This is a genomic window from Amnibacterium sp. (assembly GCF_025463795.1).
Lineage (GTDB): Bacteria > Actinomycetota > Actinomycetes > Actinomycetales > Microbacteriaceae > Amnibacterium.
The window spans coordinates 1-19955 of the sequence record NZ_JAODBE010000172.1 but is presented as its reverse complement, the minus strand read 5'-3'; the positions used below and the strand labels follow the sequence as shown (position 1 = coordinate 19955).

24 protein-coding genes are annotated in these 19955 nt (G+C 70.0%); 9 read left to right on the top strand and 15 right to left on the bottom strand.

All coding sequences use genetic code 11. The annotated features are described in order from the left end of the window. Position 1: 1 nt before the first annotated feature. Both JWQ92_RS14815 and JWQ92_RS14810 read right to left on the bottom strand, forming a co-directional pair. Positions 2–313, bottom strand: coding sequence for a hypothetical protein (locus JWQ92_RS14815; RefSeq protein WP_297345234.1), 312 nt, complete (start codon positions 311–313; stop codon positions 2–4). A 69-nt stretch (positions 314–382) separates the two neighbouring features. After that, positions 383–976 (bottom strand): TetR family transcriptional regulator, encoded by a 594-nt coding sequence (locus JWQ92_RS14810; protein ID WP_297345233.1) that lies wholly within the window; start codon positions 974–976, stop codon positions 383–385. 98 nt (positions 977–1074) lie between these two features. Between JWQ92_RS14810 and JWQ92_RS14805 the strand changes: the two genes are divergently transcribed. Both JWQ92_RS14805 and JWQ92_RS14800 read left to right on the top strand, forming a co-directional pair. Then, positions 1075–1968 carry an SDR family oxidoreductase gene (locus JWQ92_RS14805; protein WP_297345232.1) on the top strand — a complete coding sequence of 298 codons (894 nt, stop codon included), beginning with the start codon at positions 1075–1077 and terminating at the stop codon, positions 1966–1968. Positions 1969–2201: 233 nt separating this feature from the next. Further along, positions 2202–2945, top strand: coding sequence for an SDR family NAD(P)-dependent oxidoreductase (locus JWQ92_RS14800; protein ID WP_297345231.1), 744 nt, complete (start codon positions 2202–2204; stop codon positions 2943–2945). Positions 2946–3219: 274 nt separating this feature from the next. On the opposite strand, the gene JWQ92_RS14795 is transcribed toward JWQ92_RS14800, so the two are convergent. Beyond that, positions 3220–3573: a VOC family protein gene (locus JWQ92_RS14795; RefSeq protein ID WP_297345230.1), complete on the bottom strand. Its 354-nt coding sequence runs from the start codon at positions 3571–3573 to the stop codon at positions 3220–3222. Between the two features lie 117 nt (positions 3574–3690). Between JWQ92_RS14795 and JWQ92_RS14790 the strand changes: the two genes are divergently transcribed. After that, entirely contained in the window at positions 3691–4326 is a 636-nt protein-coding gene (locus JWQ92_RS14790; protein ID WP_297345229.1) for a dihydrofolate reductase family protein, read from the top strand. 117 nt (positions 4327–4443) lie between these two features. Here JWQ92_RS14790 and JWQ92_RS14785 read toward each other — a convergent pair whose 3' ends face one another. From JWQ92_RS14785 to JWQ92_RS14770, 4 genes are all read right to left on the bottom strand, one after another. Next, on the bottom strand, positions 4444–4683 hold the full coding sequence (locus JWQ92_RS14785; RefSeq protein ID WP_297345228.1) for a hypothetical protein: 240 nt from the start codon (positions 4681–4683) through the stop codon (positions 4444–4446). Between the two features lie 213 nt (positions 4684–4896). Beyond that, positions 4897–5538, bottom strand: a complete 642-nt coding sequence (locus JWQ92_RS14780; protein WP_297345227.1) for a helix-turn-helix domain-containing protein — start codon at positions 5536–5538, stop codon at positions 4897–4899. Positions 5539–5543: 5 nt separating this feature from the next. Further along, positions 5544–5981: a VOC family protein gene (locus tag JWQ92_RS14775; protein WP_297345226.1), complete on the bottom strand. Its 438-nt coding sequence runs from the start codon at positions 5979–5981 to the stop codon at positions 5544–5546. A 94-nt stretch (positions 5982–6075) separates the two neighbouring features. After that, the gene (locus JWQ92_RS14770) at positions 6076–6870 is read right to left on the bottom strand and encodes a metalloregulator ArsR/SmtB family transcription factor (RefSeq protein WP_297345225.1); all 795 of its coding nucleotides are present in this window, start codon (positions 6868–6870) and stop codon (positions 6076–6078) included. A gap of 127 nt (positions 6871–6997) precedes the next feature. Here JWQ92_RS14770 and JWQ92_RS14765 point away from each other — a divergent pair, with 127 nt between their 5' ends. Continuing rightward, positions 6998–7216 (top strand): hypothetical protein, encoded by a 219-nt coding sequence (locus JWQ92_RS14765; protein ID WP_297345224.1) that lies wholly within the window; start codon positions 6998–7000, stop codon positions 7214–7216. Positions 7217–7235: 19 nt separating this feature from the next. On the opposite strand, the gene JWQ92_RS14760 is transcribed toward JWQ92_RS14765, so the two are convergent. Then, on the bottom strand, positions 7236–8120 hold the full coding sequence (locus tag JWQ92_RS14760) for a hypothetical protein (protein ID WP_297345223.1): 885 nt from the start codon (positions 8118–8120) through the stop codon (positions 7236–7238). 99 nt (positions 8121–8219) lie between these two features. Then, positions 8220–8885: a hypothetical protein gene (locus JWQ92_RS14755; RefSeq protein ID WP_297345222.1), complete on the bottom strand. Its 666-nt coding sequence runs from the start codon at positions 8883–8885 to the stop codon at positions 8220–8222. 90 nt (positions 8886–8975) lie between these two features. On the opposite strand from JWQ92_RS14755, the gene JWQ92_RS14750 reads away from it, so the two are divergent. From JWQ92_RS14750 to JWQ92_RS14740, 3 genes are all read left to right on the top strand, one after another. Beyond that, the gene (locus JWQ92_RS14750) at positions 8976–9557 is read left to right on the top strand and encodes a crosslink repair DNA glycosylase YcaQ family protein (protein ID WP_297345221.1); all 582 of its coding nucleotides are present in this window, start codon (positions 8976–8978) and stop codon (positions 9555–9557) included. A 698-nt stretch (positions 9558–10255) separates the two neighbouring features. Then, positions 10256–11368: an ice-binding family protein gene (locus tag JWQ92_RS14745; RefSeq protein WP_297345220.1), complete on the top strand. Its 1113-nt coding sequence runs from the start codon at positions 10256–10258 to the stop codon at positions 11366–11368. 99 nt (positions 11369–11467) lie between these two features. Then, positions 11468–12190: a class E sortase gene (locus JWQ92_RS14740; RefSeq protein WP_297345219.1), complete on the top strand. Its 723-nt coding sequence runs from the start codon at positions 11468–11470 to the stop codon at positions 12188–12190. A gap of 9 nt (positions 12191–12199) precedes the next feature. On the opposite strand, the gene JWQ92_RS14735 is transcribed toward JWQ92_RS14740, so the two are convergent. Then, positions 12200–12673 (bottom strand): hypothetical protein, encoded by a 474-nt coding sequence (locus JWQ92_RS14735; protein ID WP_297345218.1) that lies wholly within the window; start codon positions 12671–12673, stop codon positions 12200–12202. 377 nt (positions 12674–13050) lie between these two features. On the opposite strand from JWQ92_RS14735, the gene JWQ92_RS14730 reads away from it, so the two are divergent. Then, positions 13051–13392 (top strand): hypothetical protein, encoded by a 342-nt coding sequence (locus JWQ92_RS14730; protein ID WP_297345217.1) that lies wholly within the window; start codon positions 13051–13053, stop codon positions 13390–13392. 352 nt (positions 13393–13744) lie between these two features. On the opposite strand, the gene JWQ92_RS14725 is transcribed toward JWQ92_RS14730, so the two are convergent. The 4 genes from JWQ92_RS14725 to JWQ92_RS14710 form a co-directional block, all read right to left on the bottom strand. After that, positions 13745–14491 (bottom strand): 3-keto-5-aminohexanoate cleavage protein, encoded by a 747-nt coding sequence (locus JWQ92_RS14725; RefSeq protein WP_297345216.1) that lies wholly within the window; start codon positions 14489–14491, stop codon positions 13745–13747. A 280-nt stretch (positions 14492–14771) separates the two neighbouring features. Continuing rightward, positions 14772–15272 (bottom strand): hypothetical protein, encoded by a 501-nt coding sequence (locus JWQ92_RS14720; RefSeq protein WP_297345215.1) that lies wholly within the window; start codon positions 15270–15272, stop codon positions 14772–14774. Between the two features lie 593 nt (positions 15273–15865). Next, entirely contained in the window at positions 15866–17065 is a 1200-nt protein-coding gene (locus JWQ92_RS14715) for an AIM24 family protein (protein ID WP_297345214.1), read from the bottom strand. Between the two features lie 7 nt (positions 17066–17072). Then, entirely contained in the window at positions 17073–17870 is a 798-nt protein-coding gene (locus tag JWQ92_RS14710) for an AIM24 family protein (protein WP_297345213.1), read from the bottom strand. Positions 17871–18089: 219 nt separating this feature from the next. Here JWQ92_RS14710 and JWQ92_RS14705 point away from each other — a divergent pair, with 219 nt between their 5' ends. Further along, on the top strand, positions 18090–19283 hold the full coding sequence (locus JWQ92_RS14705) for an SPFH domain-containing protein (protein ID WP_297345212.1): 1194 nt from the start codon (positions 18090–18092) through the stop codon (positions 19281–19283). 130 nt (positions 19284–19413) lie between these two features. On the opposite strand, the gene JWQ92_RS16950 is transcribed toward JWQ92_RS14705, so the two are convergent. Next, entirely contained in the window at positions 19414–19800 is a 387-nt protein-coding gene (locus tag JWQ92_RS16950) for a hypothetical protein (protein ID WP_367276746.1), read from the bottom strand. Positions 19801–19955: the final 155 nt, after the last annotated feature.

The following is a 19955-nucleotide window of genomic DNA, read 5'->3' as shown; positions in this document are numbered from 1 at the left end:
CCTAGGACTGCCGGCCGATCGGCGGCTCCCCGACGAAGTCCCGCGCCTCCGAGGCCAGCTCGTGCCAGTTCTCCCGGTCGGCCACGACGACCCAGGCTCCCGTCGCGCGCTCGTCGGCGGGGCCGGGGGCGGCGATGCCGCGGTCGAGCAGATCGGCGGACCGCCGTGCCGGCAGATCGACGATGAGGCCCTGATCGGTCACCCGCGCGAAGCGGCGACCGTGCACCAGCAGGTCGTCTCCGTCGGCGCTCACGTCGAGATCGCCGTCCTCGGTCAGCGCCGCCGCCAGCGCGTCGACATCCTGCTCGGTCATGGGTCATCACGTCCCTCGCTCGTGGCCCAGTCAAGCGGATGCGGCCGCCGCCCGCACGGCCGCGACCGGTCAGGATCCGCCGGGCTCCCCGGCCGCGCCGGCCGAGGCGACGGCGGCCAGCTCGCGGAGCACGGTGCGCTGGATCTCGGCCATCGAGCGCCGCTCGCCCTCCCCGATCCACTGCTGGAACGCGATGCCGAACACCGTCACGCCCGATTCCGCCGCGAGTGTCGCCGCGGGTTCCGGCACGCCGCGTCGTCGCAGCCCGTCGCCGACGGCCGACGCGAGCTCCGCGAGCTTGTGCCGCTCGCGCTCGAGCAGTGAGGGGGTGCGTGAGATCACGAGCTGCCGCTGCCGCGAGTAGGACCGCCGCTCGTCCGGGAAGAACGCGGCGGCGGCGTCGAGCGCCGCGCCGACCATCCCCATCGGCGACGTACCGGTCGGTGCGTCGCCGAGGCCGGCGAGAAACGCCCCGGCCAGCCGCTGCTGCCCGTCGAACAGCGCCTCCCGCTTGTCGCTGAAGTGGCGGAAGAAGGTGCGCTCCGTGAGCCCGACGGACGCGGCGATCTCGGCCGCCGTCGTCTCCTCGAACCCGCGGGTCGCGAACAGCTCGAGGGCTGCGGCCTGCAGCCGATCGCGCGCTCCCGGATCCCATCGCACCACGCCTCGATCGTAGTGAAGTCAGCCGCTGACATGCACGTGTAGAGTGATGTCTGTCACAGACATCACATCGGGAGCGGTGTGGGATCAGGAGGAGCAGCATGCGCGTCTTCGTCACGGGAGCATCGGGCTGGATCGGATCGGCGGCCGTCGACGAGCTGCTGCGGGCCGGCCACGAGGTGGAGGGGCTGGCGAGGTCCGGTGCGTCCGCCGCCGCCCTCGAGGCCAAGGGTGTGCGGGTGCGGCGAGGGGACCTCGACGACCCGGACGCGCTGCGGGCCGGAGCCGAGGTCGCCGACGCGGTGCTGCACCTCGCGAACAAGCACGACTTCTCGAACCCCGCCGTCTCGGACGCCGCGGAGCGCCACGCGGTGCAGGTGCTCGGCGAGACGCTGGTGGGATCGGGACGGCGGCTGCTGATCGCGTCGGGCGTCGCGGGTCAGGCGCAGGGGCGCGCGGTCACCGAGGCCGACGCGTCGCCCTTCCACGGTCCCGACGCGCCGCGCGGCGGCAGCGAGAACCTCGCGCTCGAGTTCGTGGATCAGGGCGTGCATCCGGTCAGCGTGCGGTTCGCGCCGACCGTGCACGGCCGACGGGACCACGGGTTCGTCGCCGTGCTCGCCGCGGTCGCCCGGCAGAGGGGCGTCTCGGCGTACCCCGGGGACGGGACGAACCGCTGGCCGGCCGTGCACCGCTCGGATGCGGCGCGGCTCGTCCTGCTCGCGCTCGAGGGGGCGCCGGCCGGGTCGCGGGTCCACGCCGTCGCCGAGGAAGGGGTGCCGACGCGGGTCATCGCCGAGGCGCTCGGTCGGGCGCTCGATCTGCCCGTGGCCTCGGTGCCCGCGACCGAGGCGTTGGAGCACTTCGGGTGGATCGGTCGGTTCTTCGCGATGGACCTCCTCGCGACGAGCGCGGCGACCCGCGAGCTGCTCGGGTGGGATCCGACCGGGCCGACCCTCGTGGCGGACATCGAGGCCGGCGCCTACTCGGCCTGACCGCCGCGGCGGCCGGCGGGCGGCGACACCCGCCGGCCCGTCGTGCACGTGCGCCGCGGCCGTCGCCGCATCGAGAGGCGGTTCGTAGGGCGTTCGGGGTGCTGCTCGTCGCGGGCGGCGCCGGCATCACGCCGACGCGCCCCCTCGTCGAATCGGTGCAGGGGGCGGGCGCAGCAGGAGGAGTTCGAGTTCTGGAGGCGTCCGTCGAGTCGCAATGGGGTGGACTTGCCGTCATGGCCCACGTCCTCATCACCGGATCCGCTGACGGCCTCGGCCGGGCTGCCGCCGAGACCCTCCTCCACGACGGCCACCACGTGATCGTGCATGCCCGCAGCCGCGATCGCCTGACCGCGGTGCAGCACCTGCTCGACGGCGGTGCGGACGGCGTCGCCGGCGACCTCGGTGACCTCGGCGAGACCCGGTCGGTCGCGCAGCAGGTGAACGCGCTCGGCCCGGTCGACGCCGTGATCCATAACGCGGGCGTCTACAGCGGCCCGGCCGTCCTGCAGGTGAACGTGGTCGCACCGTTCGTGCTCACGGCGATGATCGCGCGGCCGCGGCGCCTGGTCTACGTCAGCAGCGACATGCACCGCGGCGGTCGCGCGGACCTCGCCCGCATCGACTGGTCGGGTCACGGTCGCTCCGGCTCCTACTCGGACAGCAAGCTGTTCGTCACCGCCCTCGCGTTCGCGATCGCGCGTCGCCTGCCCGGCGTGGCCTCGAACGCCGTGAACCCGGGTTGGGTGCCGACCCGGATGGGCGGACCGGGCGCGCCGGACGACCTGCGGCTCGGTCATCGGACGCAGGAGTGGCTCGCGACGAGCGACGATCCCGAGGCGCGGAGCACCGGCGGCTACTGGTTCCATCAGCGGCTTCGCGCACCGCATCCGGCCGCGCAGGACCCGAGGTTCCAGGACGAGCTGGTCGCGGCGCTCGAGGCGCACACGGGCATGGCGCTACCCGGCGCGGGCTCCTAGCCTCGACGGATCCGGGCCGGTCCGCGGTCCACGGCGGGAGGGCCGGATCGATGGACGAGCTGACGATCCGCCCGCTCGGCCCCGACGCGGGGGACCCGTTCGCCCGGATGGTCGAGGTGCACGGCGGGGTGTTCGGCGGGTGCTGGTGCACTGTTCGAGCAGTCCGGATTCCGATACATCCGCCCGAAGGGCACCAGCAACTGCGTGATGCGCATCGAGGTCGGTCGAGCGCGCCGGGGTCCGGCGAGGCGCAGCCGGCCGCGACGCGACGCTCTCACTCCGGCTGCCAGAGCTCGATCCGATTGCCCTCCGGATCCGTCACCCAGCCGAACCGGCCGAGGCCCTCCGCCTCCTGCGTGTCGTCCGCGACGTCGGCGCCAGCTGCGCGCAGCTGCGCGAGCATCGCGTCGAGGTCGCGGACCCGGAGGTTCAGCATCGTCCCCTGCGTCCGGGAGCCGAAGTAGTCGGTGCCGGACTCGAAGGCCGCGAACACGCAGGGGCCGGGGTCCTGCCGCCAGACGCCGGTCTCATCCATGTCGAGCCCGAGGGTGTCGCGGTACCAGGCGGTCAGCCCCGCCGGGTCGGCCGCGCGAAGGAAGGTGCCGCCGATGCCGAGCACGTGCTCCATCCCGCCATGGTGACAGCGCCCGCACCGTCGCGCACCCTCGACCCGGCGGCCCGGCGCTCCTAGGCTGTGCGGGGCGACGGCGCCGATCGCGTCGCGCATCCGCGAAGGAGCGACGCTGTGACGGGCAGGATCTCGATCGACCTCTTCGTGACCCTCGACGGCGTCGGCCAGGCGCCCGGTGCGCCGGACGAGGACCCGGAGGGCGGATTCCGGTTCGGGGGCTGGCAGGCGCCGGTCACCGACGAGGTCGTGGGACGGGCCGTCGGTGAGCGGCTCGCCGGGATCGACGCCCTGCTGCTCGGCCGGCGGACCTACGACATCTTCGCCGCCTACTGGCCGCACCACACGGAGGGTCTCGACGGCGGGATCGGCCGGCTCTTCGACCGCATCCCGAAGTACGTGGCCTCGAGGTCGCCGCGCGCCCTGGAGTGGCAGGGGTCGACGCGGCTCGGCGCCGACATCGCGGCCGAGGTGCGCGCGCTGCGGGAGCGGCACCGGGACGTGCACGTCATCGGGAGCATCGACTTCGTGCAGACGCTGCTCGCCGGCGAGCTCTACGACGAGCTCGCCCTGTGGGTCTTCCCGGTCGTGCTGGGGCAGGGCAAGAAGGTCTTCCCCGATGGCGCGGTCCCGGCCCGGCTGTCGATGGTCGCCCCACCCGTCGTGTCCGGCAGTGGCGCGGTCCTCCTGCGCTACGGACCGGCCGGCGCGCCGACGACCGGCGATATGACGAGCGAGGATCGCGGCGCCTGAGCGATCGTCGTCGCCGCCCGGGCGGCTACCGGAGTACGTGATGAACGGCCGCCGGCTGCAGGAGCTCGCCTCGTGCGTTGCAGACGACGAGCCCCGCTCCGCTCTCGGCCCCCTTCGTCAGGACCAGGAGCCACTCGCGATCGACCGCCGGCACGCGGGACCCCGCGAACTTGAACTGCACGGGGGCGTTCGGCGTGAGCCAGAAGCTGCTGCGGCCGCCACCCACGGCGAGGGGATCACCCACGACAGCAGCACGCCGTTGCCCGTGCGGAACCGCTGCACGATGACGATCTCGAGATGGGTGAGCGTGCGGTCGTCGAACTCGATCACGGTGCCGTCGTAGGTCAGGGTGCCCACGCGCCGCCCTCCGTCCCTTCCGATCCCGATCGAGCGGCCCCGGGCTCCGGCCGCATCCACGTGCCCGGCCTCCCGGGTCGTCGGCGGACGGAAGGCGACGGTCTGCTGCCCTGAACGCTACGTCTCCGACCGGAAAGAACCGTGAGGATGCGGCGGATGCTCGGCTGCACGCCGACCGACGGGGTCGCAACGCCGCCCGGCGATCCGCATCCCTCAGGCCGCGAGGTGGAACGTGCTGGCGAAGCGGTCGAGGAGGCCGCCAGGACCGCGCAGCACCTCGATCACCCCGGTCGCGATCGCCCGGTCGGCGGCGAGCTCGCCCGAGATCAGCCGGCGGATGTCCGGCCCCGCCGCGAAGACGAGGTCGGCCGGTCCGTCGCCGGGCGTGACGTCCAGCGCGCGACCGTCCACGCGGATGAGCAGCTCGGTCGAACCGAAGCGCCCGGCGTAGGCGGTCGCCGGCAGCGCCGATGCGACGTCCGACCGGAAGGCCGTGCGGAGGTCGATCGTCATCGACTCGGGCGTGATGATCTGCTCCTGGCGGGGCTCGCCCATCGCCTTGAAGCCCCACGCCCCGAGCGCGAGCACCACGGGCTCCAGCTCCCGTCCGTACGGCGTCAGCTCGTAGACGATGACGCGCGATCGCGGCGCGCGGCGGAGGACGCCGGCCGCCTGGAGCTCCTTGAGCCGCGCCGCCAGGATGTTGCTCGGGATGCGGGGGAGCCCCGCGGCGAGCTCGCTGTAGCGGCGCGGCCCGACGAGCAGGTCGCGCACGATGAGCAGCGCCCACCGCTCACCCACGAGCTCCATGGCCCGCGTGATGCCGGAGTACTGCCCGTAGTCGCGTGCGGCCATCGGCCTCAGGCCTGCTGCTGGGTCAGAAACGCCTCGGGGCCCTGCGCGGCCGCGACCGGGTCCATCCAGCCGAAGTCGACGACGTTGCCGTCGGGGTCGGTGAGGCCACGCTGGTACATGAACCCGAAGTCCTGTGCCGCTCCGACCTCGGCGCCGCCCGCGGCGACGCCGGCGGCCACCGCGGCGTCCACGGCTTCGCGGCTGTCGAGGAAGATCGCCGTGGCCGACGCAGGACTCACCGCCGGGTCGCCGATCGGCAGCTCCGTCATGGTCTGGAAGTACTCCCGGACCAGGATCATGAAGTAGCTGTGGTCCTCCTCGACCACGACGCAGGCGGCGTTGTGGTCGGTGAAGAGCGGGTTGATGGTGAATCCGACCGCCGTGTAGAACGCCTTCGCGCGCTCCAGGTCGGTCACCGGCAGGTTGACGAACATCGAGATCATCGTGGTCTCCGTGGGGTCGGGTACATGAACGTGCTCACACTTGCGAAAAACAAGTGCCACGTCAAGACCCGGCTCGATCGGATCGTGGCCGCGCTCAAGCGGCCTGCTGCCAGCGGCCCGACTCGAGGAAGGTCTTCAGCCCGGACAGGACCATCGGCCATCCGCGGCTGATGTCGGGAAGGACGACGCTGCCCGGCCGGAAGCCGGAATGGGTCACCGTCAGGCGGGTCTCCTCGCCCTGCGGGGTCAGCTCGTAGGTCACGGTCGACCGCGGCTCGGCGGCCGCGTGCTCCCGCTTCTCCTCCGAGAGGCCGAGGGACCGGGCGAACTCCTGCGTGTAGGTCTGCCACGTGTAGGAGAGGCGGGAGTACGGCTCGTACTCCTTCACCACCATCTCGTCGTCGCCGATCCGGATGCCCCGGTTCGTGTGCAGGACGGCGAAGGGGGAACCGGGCGTCCAGTCGGTCTCGAACTCCATGCCCCAGTAGCGGCGGGTGAAGGCCGGGTCGGTGAGGCCCTGCCAGACGAGCTCCGGCGGAGCCTCGATGTAGGTCGTGTAGACGAAGTCGGATTCGGTCATCGCGGTGCGCTCCAATGCGGTCTTGAGGTCTGCGAGGGCGGCGATCCGCTCCCGGTCGTACTTGTGGATCCAGCGTTCGGAGATCGCGTTGATGGGCGCCGCGTTCAGGAAGTGCAGCTTCTCCCGACCCCGCCGAACCGTCGTGATGAGGTTCGCGGCCTCGAGCACGTGCAGGTGCTTGGTCACGGACTGGCGGGCCATCGAGAGCCGCGAGGCGAGCTCGGTGAGCGTTTGACCGTCCCGCGTCTTGAGGTCGTCGAGCAGGGCTCGGCGCGAGGGATCCGCCAGTGCTTTGAAGACGTCGTCCATCGACTCGATCCTCCATACGCAGCCGCATGGCTGCCCTTCTAATCATGCAGCCTTTCAGGTGCATGTCAAGAGGAAGATCGGGTCGCTCGCGCGCAGCGTCCGGTCCGTGCGGAGCTACGGTGAGCCCGTGAACAGCCGTGGCGTACGTCTCGCACTGATCGTGGTCGGCGCGATCGCCCTGATCGTCGGTACGCTCTGGGTCGGCCAGGGCTCGAACCTCATCCCGGGAAGCGTCATGACCGGGAGCGGGATGTGGCTCGGCATCGGGCTGATCGTGGCCGTCGTCGGCCTCGTCCTGCTGGTGCTCGGCGTCCGGGGCACCCCGGGTCGGCGCCGCAGCAGCTGAACCGTCGCCCTCCCGGGCGTCAGGTGCGCGGCGAGCCGTGCGGCCGACTGTCGGCACGGTCGAGGTGGCGGCGGATCCAGCGGGGGAGCGACTCGTCGGAGGAGGCGATGCGGGCCAGGCGGATCGCGTTCACGGCTGCCGGGACGGCGACGGCGACGATCGCGGTGGCATCGAGCACCGCCGGGGCGGGCCCCAGGCCCGTCGCGGGATGAGCGACGAGGACGAGGCCGGCGAGCGCGGCGACCAGCCAGGAATGCGGTAGGCCGGCGGCGAGGACCGCGACCAGCAGGACGAACGGGACCACGCCGTAGTCGCCGACCCGACCTGAGACGACTCGGGGGAGCTCCTCGAGAAGGAACGCCGCGGTCGCCGCCGTGCAGGCCGTCGCCGACACCGCAGCGGCGATGCGCACGCCCCGCGTGTGGCCGAGGATCGCCGCCGCCGTCCAGGACTGCGCTGGTCCGGCCTCGTGAGGGATCCGGCCGATGAGCGCGAGCTGGGCGAGGGAGGCACCGATCACCACGACCGGGAAGGCCGAGGCGGTCAACGCACTGACGGCGGCCGAGCTGACGTCGGGCGCGAGATCGAAGGTGAGCAGCGGGATGCCCCCGACCAGCGCGACGGCGACGAGCACCCACTGCAGCGCCGCTATCGGAGCGGGCAGGGGAGCCCCGGCCCAGGTCTGCGGCAGCCGGGACACCAGCCGCGCGATGAGCAGGGCGGCTCCCAGCCAGAGGAAGAGGAACGGGTACGCGCCCAGCACGGCGAACCCGATCGCGTGTCCTGCCGCATGGGTGCTCGTCGCGGGGACGAGCCACTCCAGCATGCCGCCGAGGATGAGCAGGGGCATCGTGAAGACGGACAGGAGCGCCGAGCGAGCAGCGATCCGTCGTCCTCCGGGCACAGCCAGATCGTAGGGAGGCGCGGCCCCCGACCATCGGTCACCCGCCGAGACGGAACCGCCGACACACACGGTCGATCCTCGCGTGCTGGCCGCAGGCCCTCATCGCTCTGCCGCATGGCGCCGGGAGGCCACGCGGCGAATCCCCCATCGTGCGCCCGCCGCGCAGAGGAGGCCGAGCAGCGCCGCCATGCAGGCCCACCCCGTGATGAGCTTGATCGCCGTCACGAGGGCCAGCGCCGGTACGAACGGAGGCTGCGCAGGGTAGAGCGCGAGCAGGGTTCGGATGCCGACGTTCTCGAGGTAGTCGGCCGCCGTGGTCACCGCGGGGAGGAGCACGAGCACATGAAGTGAGCTGCCGCGCCGGACCACGGAGCGGAGCAGCAGCGCCACCGAGACGGTCAACATGAGTCCGAACACGGCGGGGTAGAGGAGGTCGGCGTCCTGCTGGCGCTGTATCGCCTCGCGTCCTGCGACGCCGCACGTCCGCAGGTAGCCGGCGACATCATCGGCCGTGTAGGCCCACCGCTGATCGAGTATCGGCTGACCGCCGCAGGCGGATGCGGCTGAGGGGAGTGAGAACGGAAGCCGTGTCCCGAAGTAGAGGACGAAGAACGGCACGAAGCCGGCCAGGGCCAGCACGAGAAGCCGAGGCCGGGCCGCTGCCGTCTCGACGGTCCCGGTCAGGTGCGCGAGGCGCCCCGATCGTGTGCCGGGCGCTGACCGGGGATGCGGCGGCTGCATCGGCTCGTGGAGTGGAGCGGACATCCTGTTCCTTCCGTGAGGGCGAGACAGCGGGGACGGTAGTCCAACTGATGCGAACTTGCAAGAGGTAATGCGTGCAAGTACCATCTCCGCATGGAACCATCCACGCCTGACCCAGAGGCCAGACGGCTGACCCTGCTGTTCGATCTCTGGCTGCTCCTGCACGTCGTGTCCGGGCTGCTCGATGCGGCGCTCAGCGACGAGGGGCTCTCGGCCGACGACTTCGGGCTCTACTCACTCCTTCGAGGCTTCGGACCCGCTACGCCCGGTCGGATCGGGAGGTGGACAGGGATGCGGCCCACCACGGTGTCCGCCGCCCTTCGTCGGCTCGCCGATCGTGGCCACCTCGAGCGGTTCGCTCACCCCACGGATGGGCGGTCCTACCTGGTCGGCCTGTCCGCGGCTGGGCGCGCGGCTCACGCTTCGGCCGCGGCGTCGTTCGGCGCGATCGTCGCGACCGTCGCGGACGAGCTGGGCGACGAGGAGCAGGATCACCGTCAGCGCCTTCAAGCGCTCGACGCCAGCTTGCGACGCGTGGCGCGTCTGGGCCCCAGGCCCTACTCGCTCGACCTCGATCCTGGCTCCGCCCCGCGCCTGACCTACGCCGGGCCGCCCCTGTCGGCCGAGCAGGAGGACGAAGTCCGCCGGTACATCGAGTTCATGCGCGGGAGGTAGTGGGCCGCGGCGCCGCTCCTGCGGGCCGCTGGACACGGCCGTCGCGGTGCGGCCGAAGAACCCCCAGGTGACGGAACGGTTGCTGCAACAGCCGTGATGCTGCAGCCTTGCGAGCATGTCCCAGGATGCGCCTTCCCTTCACCCGTCCGGAGAGGGAAAGTGGGTCATGTCCGCCGGACGCACTCCGACGCGGCAGGAGACGTTCGGTGAAGTCACCACGCATGGTGACGGCTACATCGCGCGCCGCCGAGACGGTGTCGAACGCCGTTGCGGCTCACTCGCCGAGGCGGAGGAATTCCTCATGAGGCACGTGTCGCGCTGACGTCGGATTCCGTTCCCCGCACTCTTCTCCCGGACCAGTTCCCGCGCCGCACTTCCGGGGGCGAAGGCCGCAGGTGCGCGGCGGTTGCCGGCCTCCTTGACGCCTTCTCAGGCCGCGGGAAGGTGCATGACCGTCTCGAGTGCTGCGGCAAGCTGTCGGGCAGTTGGAGATGTCGAGCTCGACCAGGGTGACCACGGCACCCCAGTCGAGGTGGGGAGGTCGAGCATCTGCCGGATGCCGTCGTTGATCGCGTCGATCTCCGCGACTGTCTCGTCGCGCGAGTGCTGAGCCACCCCCAGTGCGGGGCTGAGCGGCGTGGATCCCCTGGGAAGCGCCTGTTTCCGTGAGATGGTCCCCAGGAACTCTTGGGGGCACCATGTCACGCACAGCGCGGGTACAGGCATTGAAGTCGTACGGCGGCCGCGGATGGGCAGGGGCCTCGGTCGCCGGTACGGGACTGCTGGTTGCCGGGCTGATCGTAGCCGCCGGCGCCTCGTCCCAGGCGGACGCAGCCGGCCTGCCGGGCAGCACCGGTTACCTGGGCGCCGCCCAGCCCTTCTCGGTGCTCGCGGGCTCGACGGTCACCAACGCGCCGACCTTCACCGGCGCCGCCACCCACGTATGGGGCGACGTCGGGGTTTCTCCCGGTACTGCGATCACCGGTCTCCAATCGAGTCAGGTCGGCGGGACGAGCCACGCCGCGGATGGGACGGCGGACGACGCGCAGACGTCTTTGACATCCGCCTATGTGCAGGCGGCGGGTTTGGGCGCGAGCGGTACCAGCCAGTACCCGGAGGTCGGAGGTCTGACCCTCGATCCCGGTGTCTACAACGCGACGTCTGGCATGGCGCTGACCGGCAAGGTGACTCTGGACGGCCACGGAGATCCGAACGCGTACTGGGTGTTCCAAGCCGGGACCACTCTCGTGACCGGCTCGAACAGCGAGGTGTCGGTCGTCAACGGCAACCCCTGCAATGTGTACTGGCAGGTCGGCAGCTCGGCGACTCTGGGCACCGGCAGCGCGTTCATCGGAACGGTGATGGCGGACCAATCGATCACGGCGACGACCGATGCGACCGTGGAGGGACGCCTGCTCGCCCGCAGCGCGGCGGTGACCCTCGACAGCAACCAGATCACCACCCCCTCATGCGCCCTCACCGACTCGTCCGGCGCGCCGATCCCGACCCCGTCGCCGAGTCCGACGGCGACGCCGAGTCCGACGGCGACGCCGAGCCCGACCGCGACGCCGAGCCCGACCGCAACGCCGAGTCCGACGGCAACGCCGAGCCCCACCACCGCCCCCACCACCACGCCGACGGCCGGCCCCGGCCCGGGGACGTCGGGCACCCTGGCAACGACCGGCAGCGACGTCAGGCCCCAACTGTCCGTCGCGCTCGCCTTGCTGGCACTTGGCTCACTGCTCGTGGGTATCGGGCCACTTCGTCGGACTTGGCTTCGTCGCCGCGCCGCATTCATCAGTCGCCACTGATACGCGCTCCAGACCTTCTCGTGTTGGGAGATCCGGTCCGTCGCGGCCCAGGGAAGTCCCCGCATGCCCGGCCTGGAGGCAGCATCGATCGGAGGTCGGGTGACCGGCGGGGGTAAGCGACGCGGCAAGGGTTGGCTGCTGACCAGCGCCGGGGTCGTGCTGATCGGCCTCGGGCTGGCTGTCGCCGGGAGCGTCGGGTGGCAGACCGTGGTCGTGAGCCCCCTGGCTGCGTCCGCGCAGGAGCGGGCCGCTGCCGCCCAGTCGAAGGGCTGGTCCGCCGTGTCATCCCGACCGCCCCCGAGCGGCCGGGGCGGTGGGCAGGGCATCCCCGTCCAGGGGGAGCCGAGGTTGGGCCGGACGGTCGCGGTGGTCGTCATCCCCCGTTTCGGCGCCACGTGGAGGCGGGTCATCCGTGAAGGCGTCGACGAACCGACGATCCTGAACAGCTTCAACGCCGGGGTGGGCCATTACCCCGGCACGGCGATGCCCGGGGCAGTCGGAAACTTCGCCATCGCTGCCCACGACACGGGCTACGGGGACGCCTTCCGGGACGTGGGCAAGCTGCGCCTCGACGACCTGATCTACATCCAGACCGAGGACGGCTGGTACACCTACCGATTCAGGAACTTTCAGTGGGTGCAGCCGAGCGAGGTGGGTGTGATCCAGCCCGTGCCCGAGCAGGAAGGGACGGCGCCGACCGCCCGTCTCATCACCTTGACCACCTGCGACCCGCCGTACAACGCGCAGGAACGCGAGATCGCGTACGGGACCCTCGTCCACTTCCAGGCGGGACCGGGACCGCGACCGAACGTCGGCGGGTGAACCGGCGACTCACCAGTCGATGCGACGGGTCTTGCCGATCAGACACTTCCCGGCCACGGGAGAGGCGGCCATCGCGTGGTACCCGCCGGACTCCGGCCCGTACTGTCCGAGCAGGCAGGCGCCCCTCCACAGAACGGAGAACTGCACCGACGGGGCAGCTAGCCCGATCGTGGTGCGGTCCTCCGTGACTTCCATGGCCGTTCTGCGGAACCCCGCAGCGACCAGCGCGTCGATGAAGGTTCGCCCATCCAGGCGGCGATTCCGCTGGATCGTCTGCCTGTTCACCCTGCTGAAATCCGCCAGCTCGAGCCCAGTGGCCGCGGGCGAGGCGACTCCCTCAGCAGATTGCTGGGCAGTGCCATCCGACGGCACCACGGGTCGGCGTACGCTTTGCGATCCGGTGATCGTCGGGTCGTCGTTCGCAGCGCTACAGCCCGCTAGCGCGAAGGTCAGCGCCAGAGACAGGGCCACCGCAGCGCGCATCCCACCCCTCCGGAGACAGGCGCTTCCCCAGCATGCTCTCCCTGACTCAAGAGACAGGGTAGGCGGCGCAAAGCAAGCCGCGCCGCGGACGCGGCCGAGCCCGCGGATCTCGGCCTCTCCTGGGCGGTATAGCGCTTCACGGTGAGGGGATGCGCCCGCTGAGGTCCTTCAGGTACCGCCCGGGTCCCTGCACGAGTTGTGACAACGCTTGGCAGGCCCGACGGCGACGATCTCGTGGTGCTCCGGAGGCGCTACCGACCGCTGAGTGTGGGCCGCCTCGTCTGCATACCGGCCGCTCGCTGCATCGGCATCGGCGTCTCCGCGTCGCAACTCCGCGTTCTACTGAGGATCGTCAACGACAGCGCTATCGTCCAGCCATGTCACCACGCACCGTTGCCGCAGGTCGGGTGCCGATCGCTGCGGCTGCGGTGATCGTCGCCTTGGGATGGCTGACGGCATGCTCGTCGTCACCCTCTGCCGAAACGACGGTAACGGTCCAGTTCTCGTCGACGTTGACCGCGAGTTCCTACCGAATTGACGTGCTCGACAGCGACAAGAAGCAGGTCGGCAGCGCCAACCTTGCGCCTGGCGACACGGAGACGATCCACGTTCACACCCACAGCGTTACGATTGTTGTCCCAAAGGTCTGCACCTTGACGAGCGAGGCCGATGGCTCACCGATCAAGGCGACGATCGGCAAAGGAAGCTGTTCCATCTAGCGATCCGTCCTCGAGTCAGGGATCGATAGCAAGCGGCGAGGTGACGCGCCTTCCCCTGCGGGACGGACTGGTGCTCGTGGCGACCCGGCGCGACCTTCTCGCTGTTGCGGACTCGTGGGACCCGCAGCCAGGTCGTGCTCGATCTTCTCCAAGAAACCGCAGCGCCTGAGTGCCATGGCGATCGGACTCGCATATCGCTTCGGCGAGAAGCTCTCAAAGCTCCTTGAGCGACGAGGGCGCGCTCTCTAGCCGCTTCGGCGAGCACCCGCGCTCGGAATCGATCGGCTGCTCGAGACGGCACCCGGCCCTTCTTGCTGGTCGTGCCGGCGTGGGCGACGGCCCGGTCGAGTGTCTACTTGAGGATCCGCTGTTGCAGTGCGAGCGCCGCTCGCACGAGTTGCGCGTTGCTGTCGGCTGTCGTTCCGTCGGGCATCAGCAAGGAGTCCTCGAAGCCGACGCGCGTGTCGTGCCCTCGCCGGAATGCGTCCTCGACCAGCGGCCATGTCCAGTCGCCCATGCCATGCGTCAGTCGCGGGCATGACGACCCGGCAGCGTCGAGCCCGTCGTTGACTTCTTGGGCCACGTCGGTGGCCGGGCCTTGCAGGAAGTAGGGCTCGCCCGGATCCAGTTCGATGCTGATCCGCTGGACGCTCGGCAGCAGCCCGGACTGGACGAGTCGGGCTAGTTCTGCTGGCGCCCAGAGACCGACGTCGATTCCTATCCGATTGTCGAGCATGGCCGATATGACCTCCTCGAAACCGTGCTCGGACAGGTTGACGGTCGCGCAGTCCACTCCCTCCCACTCGCGGATCATCGCGGTGCGTGAGGTGAGCTGTGGCTCGATCCACTCCCCGGTCGTCAGCCCGATCTCGACGGCGATGCCGACAGTGGAAGCGACTTCCCGGACGCGTCGGGAGGTCTCGTTCACGACCGCGGGCAGCAGCGTCTCGGCCCCGGCATGGTCGCGCGGGTGGAGATGCACCCCTCTCGCGCCAGCCCGGAAACACCCTTCCAGATCCTCCAGAACCTCGTCGAGCGAGACCGGAAGGTTGCGGTGCACGTCCTTCCCCCACGAGCCGTTCGGTGTCACTTGCAGCACGAACCCGAGGGTAGGGCGAGACGGTGGCTGGGCCCTGGCCGGCCGGCCACGCGACGCCGCAACAGCGGCGGACTGGCGGTGCCCCGCATTCAGCGCGGAGTGCTGCCCCCATCACCGCCGTCCTCATGGATCCGTCTAGGGACAGGACCTCTCGAACTGGTTCGTGCCGATGTACGGAATGCCCCAGGGGCCGCGGCCGGCTGGTGCGGTTTCGAGGAGGGCTCGAAATAGCGCAGGGAGGGCGGGGGACCGACCTCCATCAGATCCGACCCGCGCGGAGTCAGAACACTGATTCCGTGACTGCCTGGAGTGTCACGGTCGACAGGTGCGCCTGCGGTGTGCCGAACGATTCGAGCGTGAGTTCCTGACCGTTCGATCTCGTCCACCGCACCGTGGTGACGATCTGATCGACCGCCTTGCTCTCGTAGATCTTCGCCGCCGAACCTCGGATCGAGGTCGTGCCGACTTGGGGTCCCCCGGGTCCCCCGGGTCCCGCGGGGCCGGCGAAGGTGAAGTAGGTCGTCAGGATCCCGGCGGTGAGCCGAAGGAACGTCCTTGGTGTCGCTGTCCCACCGGCGGGGCGGTTCCAGACCCGGGTGGCGACGCGTTCGTTGTTGCCCTCGTCCGACCAGGTCATGGGCGCGGCGGTGTAGCCGGCGGGGATGCGGTGAGCGGTCGGGATGCTGTTGTCGCTGAGGACGGTCCTCCGCGTACCGGCGGAGCCATCGATGAGCGGACGGGAGCCCAACGGAGCGGAGAGCAGCACCGTCGTGCCCTGCAACGGCGCACCTACGCCGGCGCAGGCGGTGTTTGGAGGAGGTGGTGCGGCGTACCCCCGAACGGTGATCGTGACCCTCGCGGAGGTCTGGGGACTGTGGTGCGTTCATGCGGACCGTCGCAGGCGAAGCCGTGGATGTGGTCCCAGTCGGCCTGCAGATGAAGAGTGCGACCGTCGCCGTCAAGCACTCCACTGGCCCACGGCCCGTCACCGGCGAAGGGCCGTCGCCCTTAGTTCCTGGAGCAGCGCGTTTGCGCCGACCGCACCCGCGGTAACAACGTCGCTCCAGCGAATGAGCGGATCCGAGGAGTCGAACGGGGCGGAGGATGGGGGATTCGAACCCGAATGAGTGCCCCGGAAGGGCGCCGACGAGGCCTGAAAAGCCCGGAATCATGCGGGTCTCGGGTCTCCTGCGATGACCGCTCCACACGGGGCCCCCATAGAGTTGTGGGGTTTTTGTGGGGGCTCCGGCCCCGCTCGGTGCTCTGGTGATGTCTCAGGCCATGGGTATCGCTCATGGTCCCGAGGCCGCATGGTCACGCCGTGATCGGCGTGGCCTTCCGCACCGCGACCGCTGCCGATCATGTCGTTGAGGATCACCAGCGGTGGAACTGCACCGTGCCATCGACGATGGGGTACGGGTGGGCGTGCTCCTTCTCGTACTTGGACGAGATCGCGACCCGACCCGGTCCCGTCAGGGACAGCCAAAGGTGACGGTTCTCGTAGCTCTGCGTCGTGAACCACGAGCGCCACCCCACCGTCGAGGGGTACTCCGCGACGAGGTAGGGCGTCACCGAGAGGTCGCGGTAAAGCAGCGCCTGCGGTGGGATCCTGATGGTCTCTCCGGCCCCGAGGTCGCGGAACATCGTGTTGCCGGGCGAATGCAGCACGAGAAGTCCGGGTCCGGCCTGGGCGTGGAACAGCTCGTCGTACTGGCCGAGGGGGTACTCGACCTCGTACTCGGTCTCCTTGCCCTTGTCCTTCCTGAACTTCAGCCACAGGTTGTTCTTGTGCGGCCGGTAGGCGATGGTCGGCGTCGCGGCGAGGAAGACGTGATCGCGCACCCAGTAGCCGTGCCCGTCGTCGATGGGGAGTGCCACGATCTCGCCCATGTGGTTGTCGGACAGCGCGATCCGCCCGGGGCCCCGAGCGCTCAGCAACGACACGGTCATCCCCGCCCGAGCGCGGTTGAGGAAGCCGTTGCCGTCGGCGTACTTGCCGAGCTGCACCCGCTCCTCGGCATATGTCAACTTGTGGTGGGGGAACCAGACCGCATCGCCGTCGATCAACGTGAACTCGGCGATCGGCACATAGTCGCCCGCGATCTGCACCGAGGATCGTCCGATCTGGATGTGCGCCATGTCCTCGGCACCCGGCAGCTCCTCCCAGCCGGAATCGGACACGATCTCCTGCACCCGTGCATGCGCGCCGCAGGAGAGGCATTCGCCACGAAGCCCGAGCGCGCTGGTCCTCCGGCAGTACGGACACCGGTAGCTGCCCGCCGGGATCGATGCGGCGGCGGTCGTGGTCTCGCCAGCGGCCGCAGCGCTCGCGGAGACGCCGCTCGCGGCGGCCGCGCTCGCTGCCGAGGAACCAGACCCGGCGGCCGTGGCGTCGGTGCTCGCAGCCGCCGCGCTCGTCGTATTCCCCACCGTCGGGACCTGCAGCGGCTGGAGGCGCTGCTCCCCGCGTGCCGCGTCCCACACGTAGTCGGTCCAGTCCCGACCGCTCCACCACCGTCTCGCACCCCGACCGTCGTCGTACCAGCCTGCGGGCGGCTGCTGCTCGCCACTCATGGCCGCCTCAGTCCTCCGAGCTGGTGTGGTGGTACATCGACTGGATTCCGACCCGGCCGGGCCCAACCATCTCCGCGACCCAGATCTTGCCGCCGAGCAGTCCGACCTTGAGGCCGGGTATCGCGAAGGTGTTCATCGCCACCGACGCGTCCTTGTACAGGAAACGACCCGGCTCCACGAGGATCCGCTCATCGGACCCGAGCGTCCGCTGCAGCACGTCCCCGTTGCCGTGCAGCATCAGCATCCCGGGCTCACCTCTCGCGAAGAAGCGGTCGAGGTACATGCCGCTTCCGCCGTGCAGGAGGTTCGCCAATCCCTTGATGCGCTGGAACGTGTAGTCGACCGCATGCGAGGCGAGCAGGAACGCATGCTCGCGCACGTCGAGCTCGGTGTCCGCATGGATCGGCATCACCACCAGCTCGCCCGGCGCATCGCGGGAGAAGGCGATCCGCCCGGCGCCGCCTGCAGTCAGGACGGAGTAGGGCATGCCGTGCGCCCGGCGCCTTGCCGGCAGGTTGTACTGCGACAGCGGAACGTGCGGATCCTTCCAGAGCATCGTGTGCTGCTCGAAGTACACGCGATCGTTCTGGTGCAGCTCGATCTCGGCGACAGGGACGTACTTCCCCTCCACCTGCAGCGTGGACCCGGAGAAGCTGAACTTCTCCATGTCCCGCAGCCGCGGGGCCTCACGCCACCCCGAGTCCGACACCTTGTCGTCCGCGTCGAGCGGGGCGCCGCAGGTGGCGCACTGAATGGCATCGGGCGCGTTGTTGAGCCGGCACCAGCTGCAGACGATGAGTTCCATGGCCGACCTCTCGGGTGCTGCGTGCAGCGGGAGCCTGGTGTGGCAGCCGGAGGCCTGCCGTCCGACCTGACAGCGATGACGTTAGTGAGGTGGAGGTCAGGGATCAACGGCTGCGATCCGGTCCGGCGGAGCGCACGGGTTGGGGTTCCCCTATCGACAACACCCTCGTGCGCCCGGCATCATTCGGTGCGCTCTCATGAGCGAGCAAGGAGTGACCACGTGGGACTGTTCAAGGCAGCACTCGGAGCGGTCGGCGGCTCGTTCGCCGACCAGTGGAAGGACTTCTACACGATCCCGGGCGGCCTTCGGCCGACCGCGGCGGTCTTCCCAGCCGTTCCGCGGGGCACGAACGCCGGTCGGGGGTCCAACACCGGAGCGTCAGACAACGTCATCACGAACGGGTCGAAGATCATCGTGCCGGCGGGGTACGGGTTGGTGCTCATGGAGGACGGCGCGATCACCGGCTTCGCGTCCGAGCCCGGCGGATACGAGTGGGACTCGCAGGCCCAGGACTCGACGGGGATCTTCTCCGATGGCGACATCGTCGGCTCGCTGATCACCACCTCCTGGGAGCGCTTCAAGTTCGGTGGTCGGCCTCAGTCGCAGCAGCAGGCGTTCTTCGTCACGCTGAAGGAGCTGCCGAACAACCGCTTCGGCACGCAATCCGAGATCTACTGGGACGACGCCTACCTGAACGCTCAGGTGGGAGCGATCACGCGCGGGACCTACACGCTGAAGATCGTCGACCCGATCCTGTTCGTGAAGAACTGGATGCCGGCGGCCTTCCTGCAGAGCGGCCGGGTCTTCGACTTCACCGACCTCGACAACGACGCCGCGACGCAGCTCTTCACCGAGGTCGTCGGCTCTCTCGCGCCTGCGTTCTCGATGTACACCAACGATCCCGCGAAGGGAAACCGCATCACGCGGATCCAGCAGGACTCGATCGGCTTCGCGCAGAGCCTGTCGGCCGCCGTCGAGACGAACTACCAGTGGCGCACGAGCCGAGGGCTCGAGATCACGCAGGTCGCCCTCGTCTCGATCGAGTACGACCCGAACACGCGCGAGCTGCTGAGGACCGTGCAGCGCGCGGACGCGCTCTCCGGTGCCCGCGGCAACTCGAACCTGCAGGCATCGGTGGCTCAGGGGTTCCAGTCAGCCGGCGAGAACGCCGGCACCGGCGGCATCCTCGGCTTCGGGCTCGCCGCGGGGGCCACCGGGCTCGGCGCGCTGCAGCAGCCGGTTCCGGGGGTCGGGGCGAACAGCGCTCAGGCAGCCCAGACAGCCACGCCGACAGCCGCTCCTGCCGCGGACGACCCGGTCGCCGTCCTCACACGAGCGAAGCAGATGCTGGATGCCGGGCTCATCACACAGCAGGACTACGACGCCGCGAAGGCGAAGGCCCTCGGGCTCTGAGGAGGGCATAAGCCAGCACCGACCGTCCGCGATGTGGATGAAGAGACCCGTGTCGGGCTCAAGGAACTCGGCGCGCAACACGGGCGCCTGGCCGGCATCCTCGACACTGCGATGCGGGACCGTCGCATCATCAGCAATACAAGTCCGCGGTGTGCTCCTGCCCCGCAAGGGACGACGGGCTCGCGCCTACTTGACCGTGGAACAGGTCGAACTTCTCGTCACCCTCGCCGAGACGCACGGCACACTCGTGCAGTTCCTCGCCTACACGGGCACGCGGTGGGGCGAGGCGACTGGGCTCCGGGTGCGGAACCTGGACCTCACGCGGCGCCGCGCTCGAATCGAGGAGAACGCCGTCAAAGTGGCCAGAAGGATCTTCGTCGGCACGCCGAAGATGCACGAGGCGCGGAGCGTGCCCGTCCCGCCGTTCCTCGTCGACACCCTCGCGATCGAATGCATCGGCAAGACTCGCGACCAGCTCGTTGCTCGGCGATGCCTCCGCGGCGATGACACTCGACACCTACGCGGACCTCTTCGACGATGACCTCGACGCCGTCTCGGCCCGCCGCGAAGAGGTGAGGGCCCACAGACTTGTGGGGGATTTGTGGGGGATTTTGCGCCGGGCGGCGGCGAAAACCCCGGAAACAAGCGGATCCGAGGGGTCAAACCTGGCGG

Excerpts from the sequence above, each read along its gene's own strand:
- JWQ92_RS14730 (WP_297345217.1), top strand. The coding sequence starts at position 13,051 with ATGTCACCACGCACCGTTGCCGCAGGTCGGGTGCCGATCGCTGCGGCT.
- JWQ92_RS14710 (WP_297345213.1), bottom strand. The coding sequence starts at position 17,870 with ATGGAACTCATCGTCTGCAGCTGGTGCCGGCTCAACAACGCGCCCGAT.
- JWQ92_RS14715 (WP_297345214.1), bottom strand. The coding sequence starts at position 17,065 with ATGAGTGGCGAGCAGCAGCCGCCCGCAGGCTGGTACGACGACGGTCGG.
- JWQ92_RS14805 (WP_297345232.1), top strand. The coding sequence starts at position 1,075 with ATGCGCGTCTTCGTCACGGGAGCATCGGGCTGGATCGGATCGGCGGCC.
- JWQ92_RS14775 (WP_297345226.1), bottom strand. The coding sequence starts at position 5,981 with ATGATCTCGATGTTCGTCAACCTGCCGGTGACCGACCTGGAGCGCGCG.
- JWQ92_RS14745 (WP_297345220.1), top strand. The coding sequence starts at position 10,256 with ATGTCACGCACAGCGCGGGTACAGGCATTGAAGTCGTACGGCGGCCGC.
- JWQ92_RS14735 (WP_297345218.1), bottom strand. The coding sequence starts at position 12,673 with ATGCGCGCTGCGGTGGCCCTGTCTCTGGCGCTGACCTTCGCGCTAGCG.
- JWQ92_RS14795 (WP_297345230.1), bottom strand. The coding sequence starts at position 3,573 with ATGGAGCACGTGCTCGGCATCGGCGGCACCTTCCTTCGCGCGGCCGAC.
- JWQ92_RS14780 (WP_297345227.1), bottom strand. The coding sequence starts at position 5,538 with ATGGCCGCACGCGACTACGGGCAGTACTCCGGCATCACGCGGGCCATG.
- JWQ92_RS14800 (WP_297345231.1), top strand. The coding sequence starts at position 2,202 with ATGGCCCACGTCCTCATCACCGGATCCGCTGACGGCCTCGGCCGGGCT.
- JWQ92_RS14750 (WP_297345221.1), top strand. The coding sequence starts at position 8,976 with ATGGAACCATCCACGCCTGACCCAGAGGCCAGACGGCTGACCCTGCTG.
- JWQ92_RS14770 (WP_297345225.1), bottom strand. The coding sequence starts at position 6,870 with ATGGACGACGTCTTCAAAGCACTGGCGGATCCCTCGCGCCGAGCCCTG.
- JWQ92_RS14755 (WP_297345222.1), bottom strand. The coding sequence starts at position 8,885 with ATGTCCGCTCCACTCCACGAGCCGATGCAGCCGCCGCATCCCCGGTCA.
- JWQ92_RS14815 (WP_297345234.1), bottom strand. The coding sequence starts at position 313 with ATGACCGAGCAGGATGTCGACGCGCTGGCGGCGGCGCTGACCGAGGAC.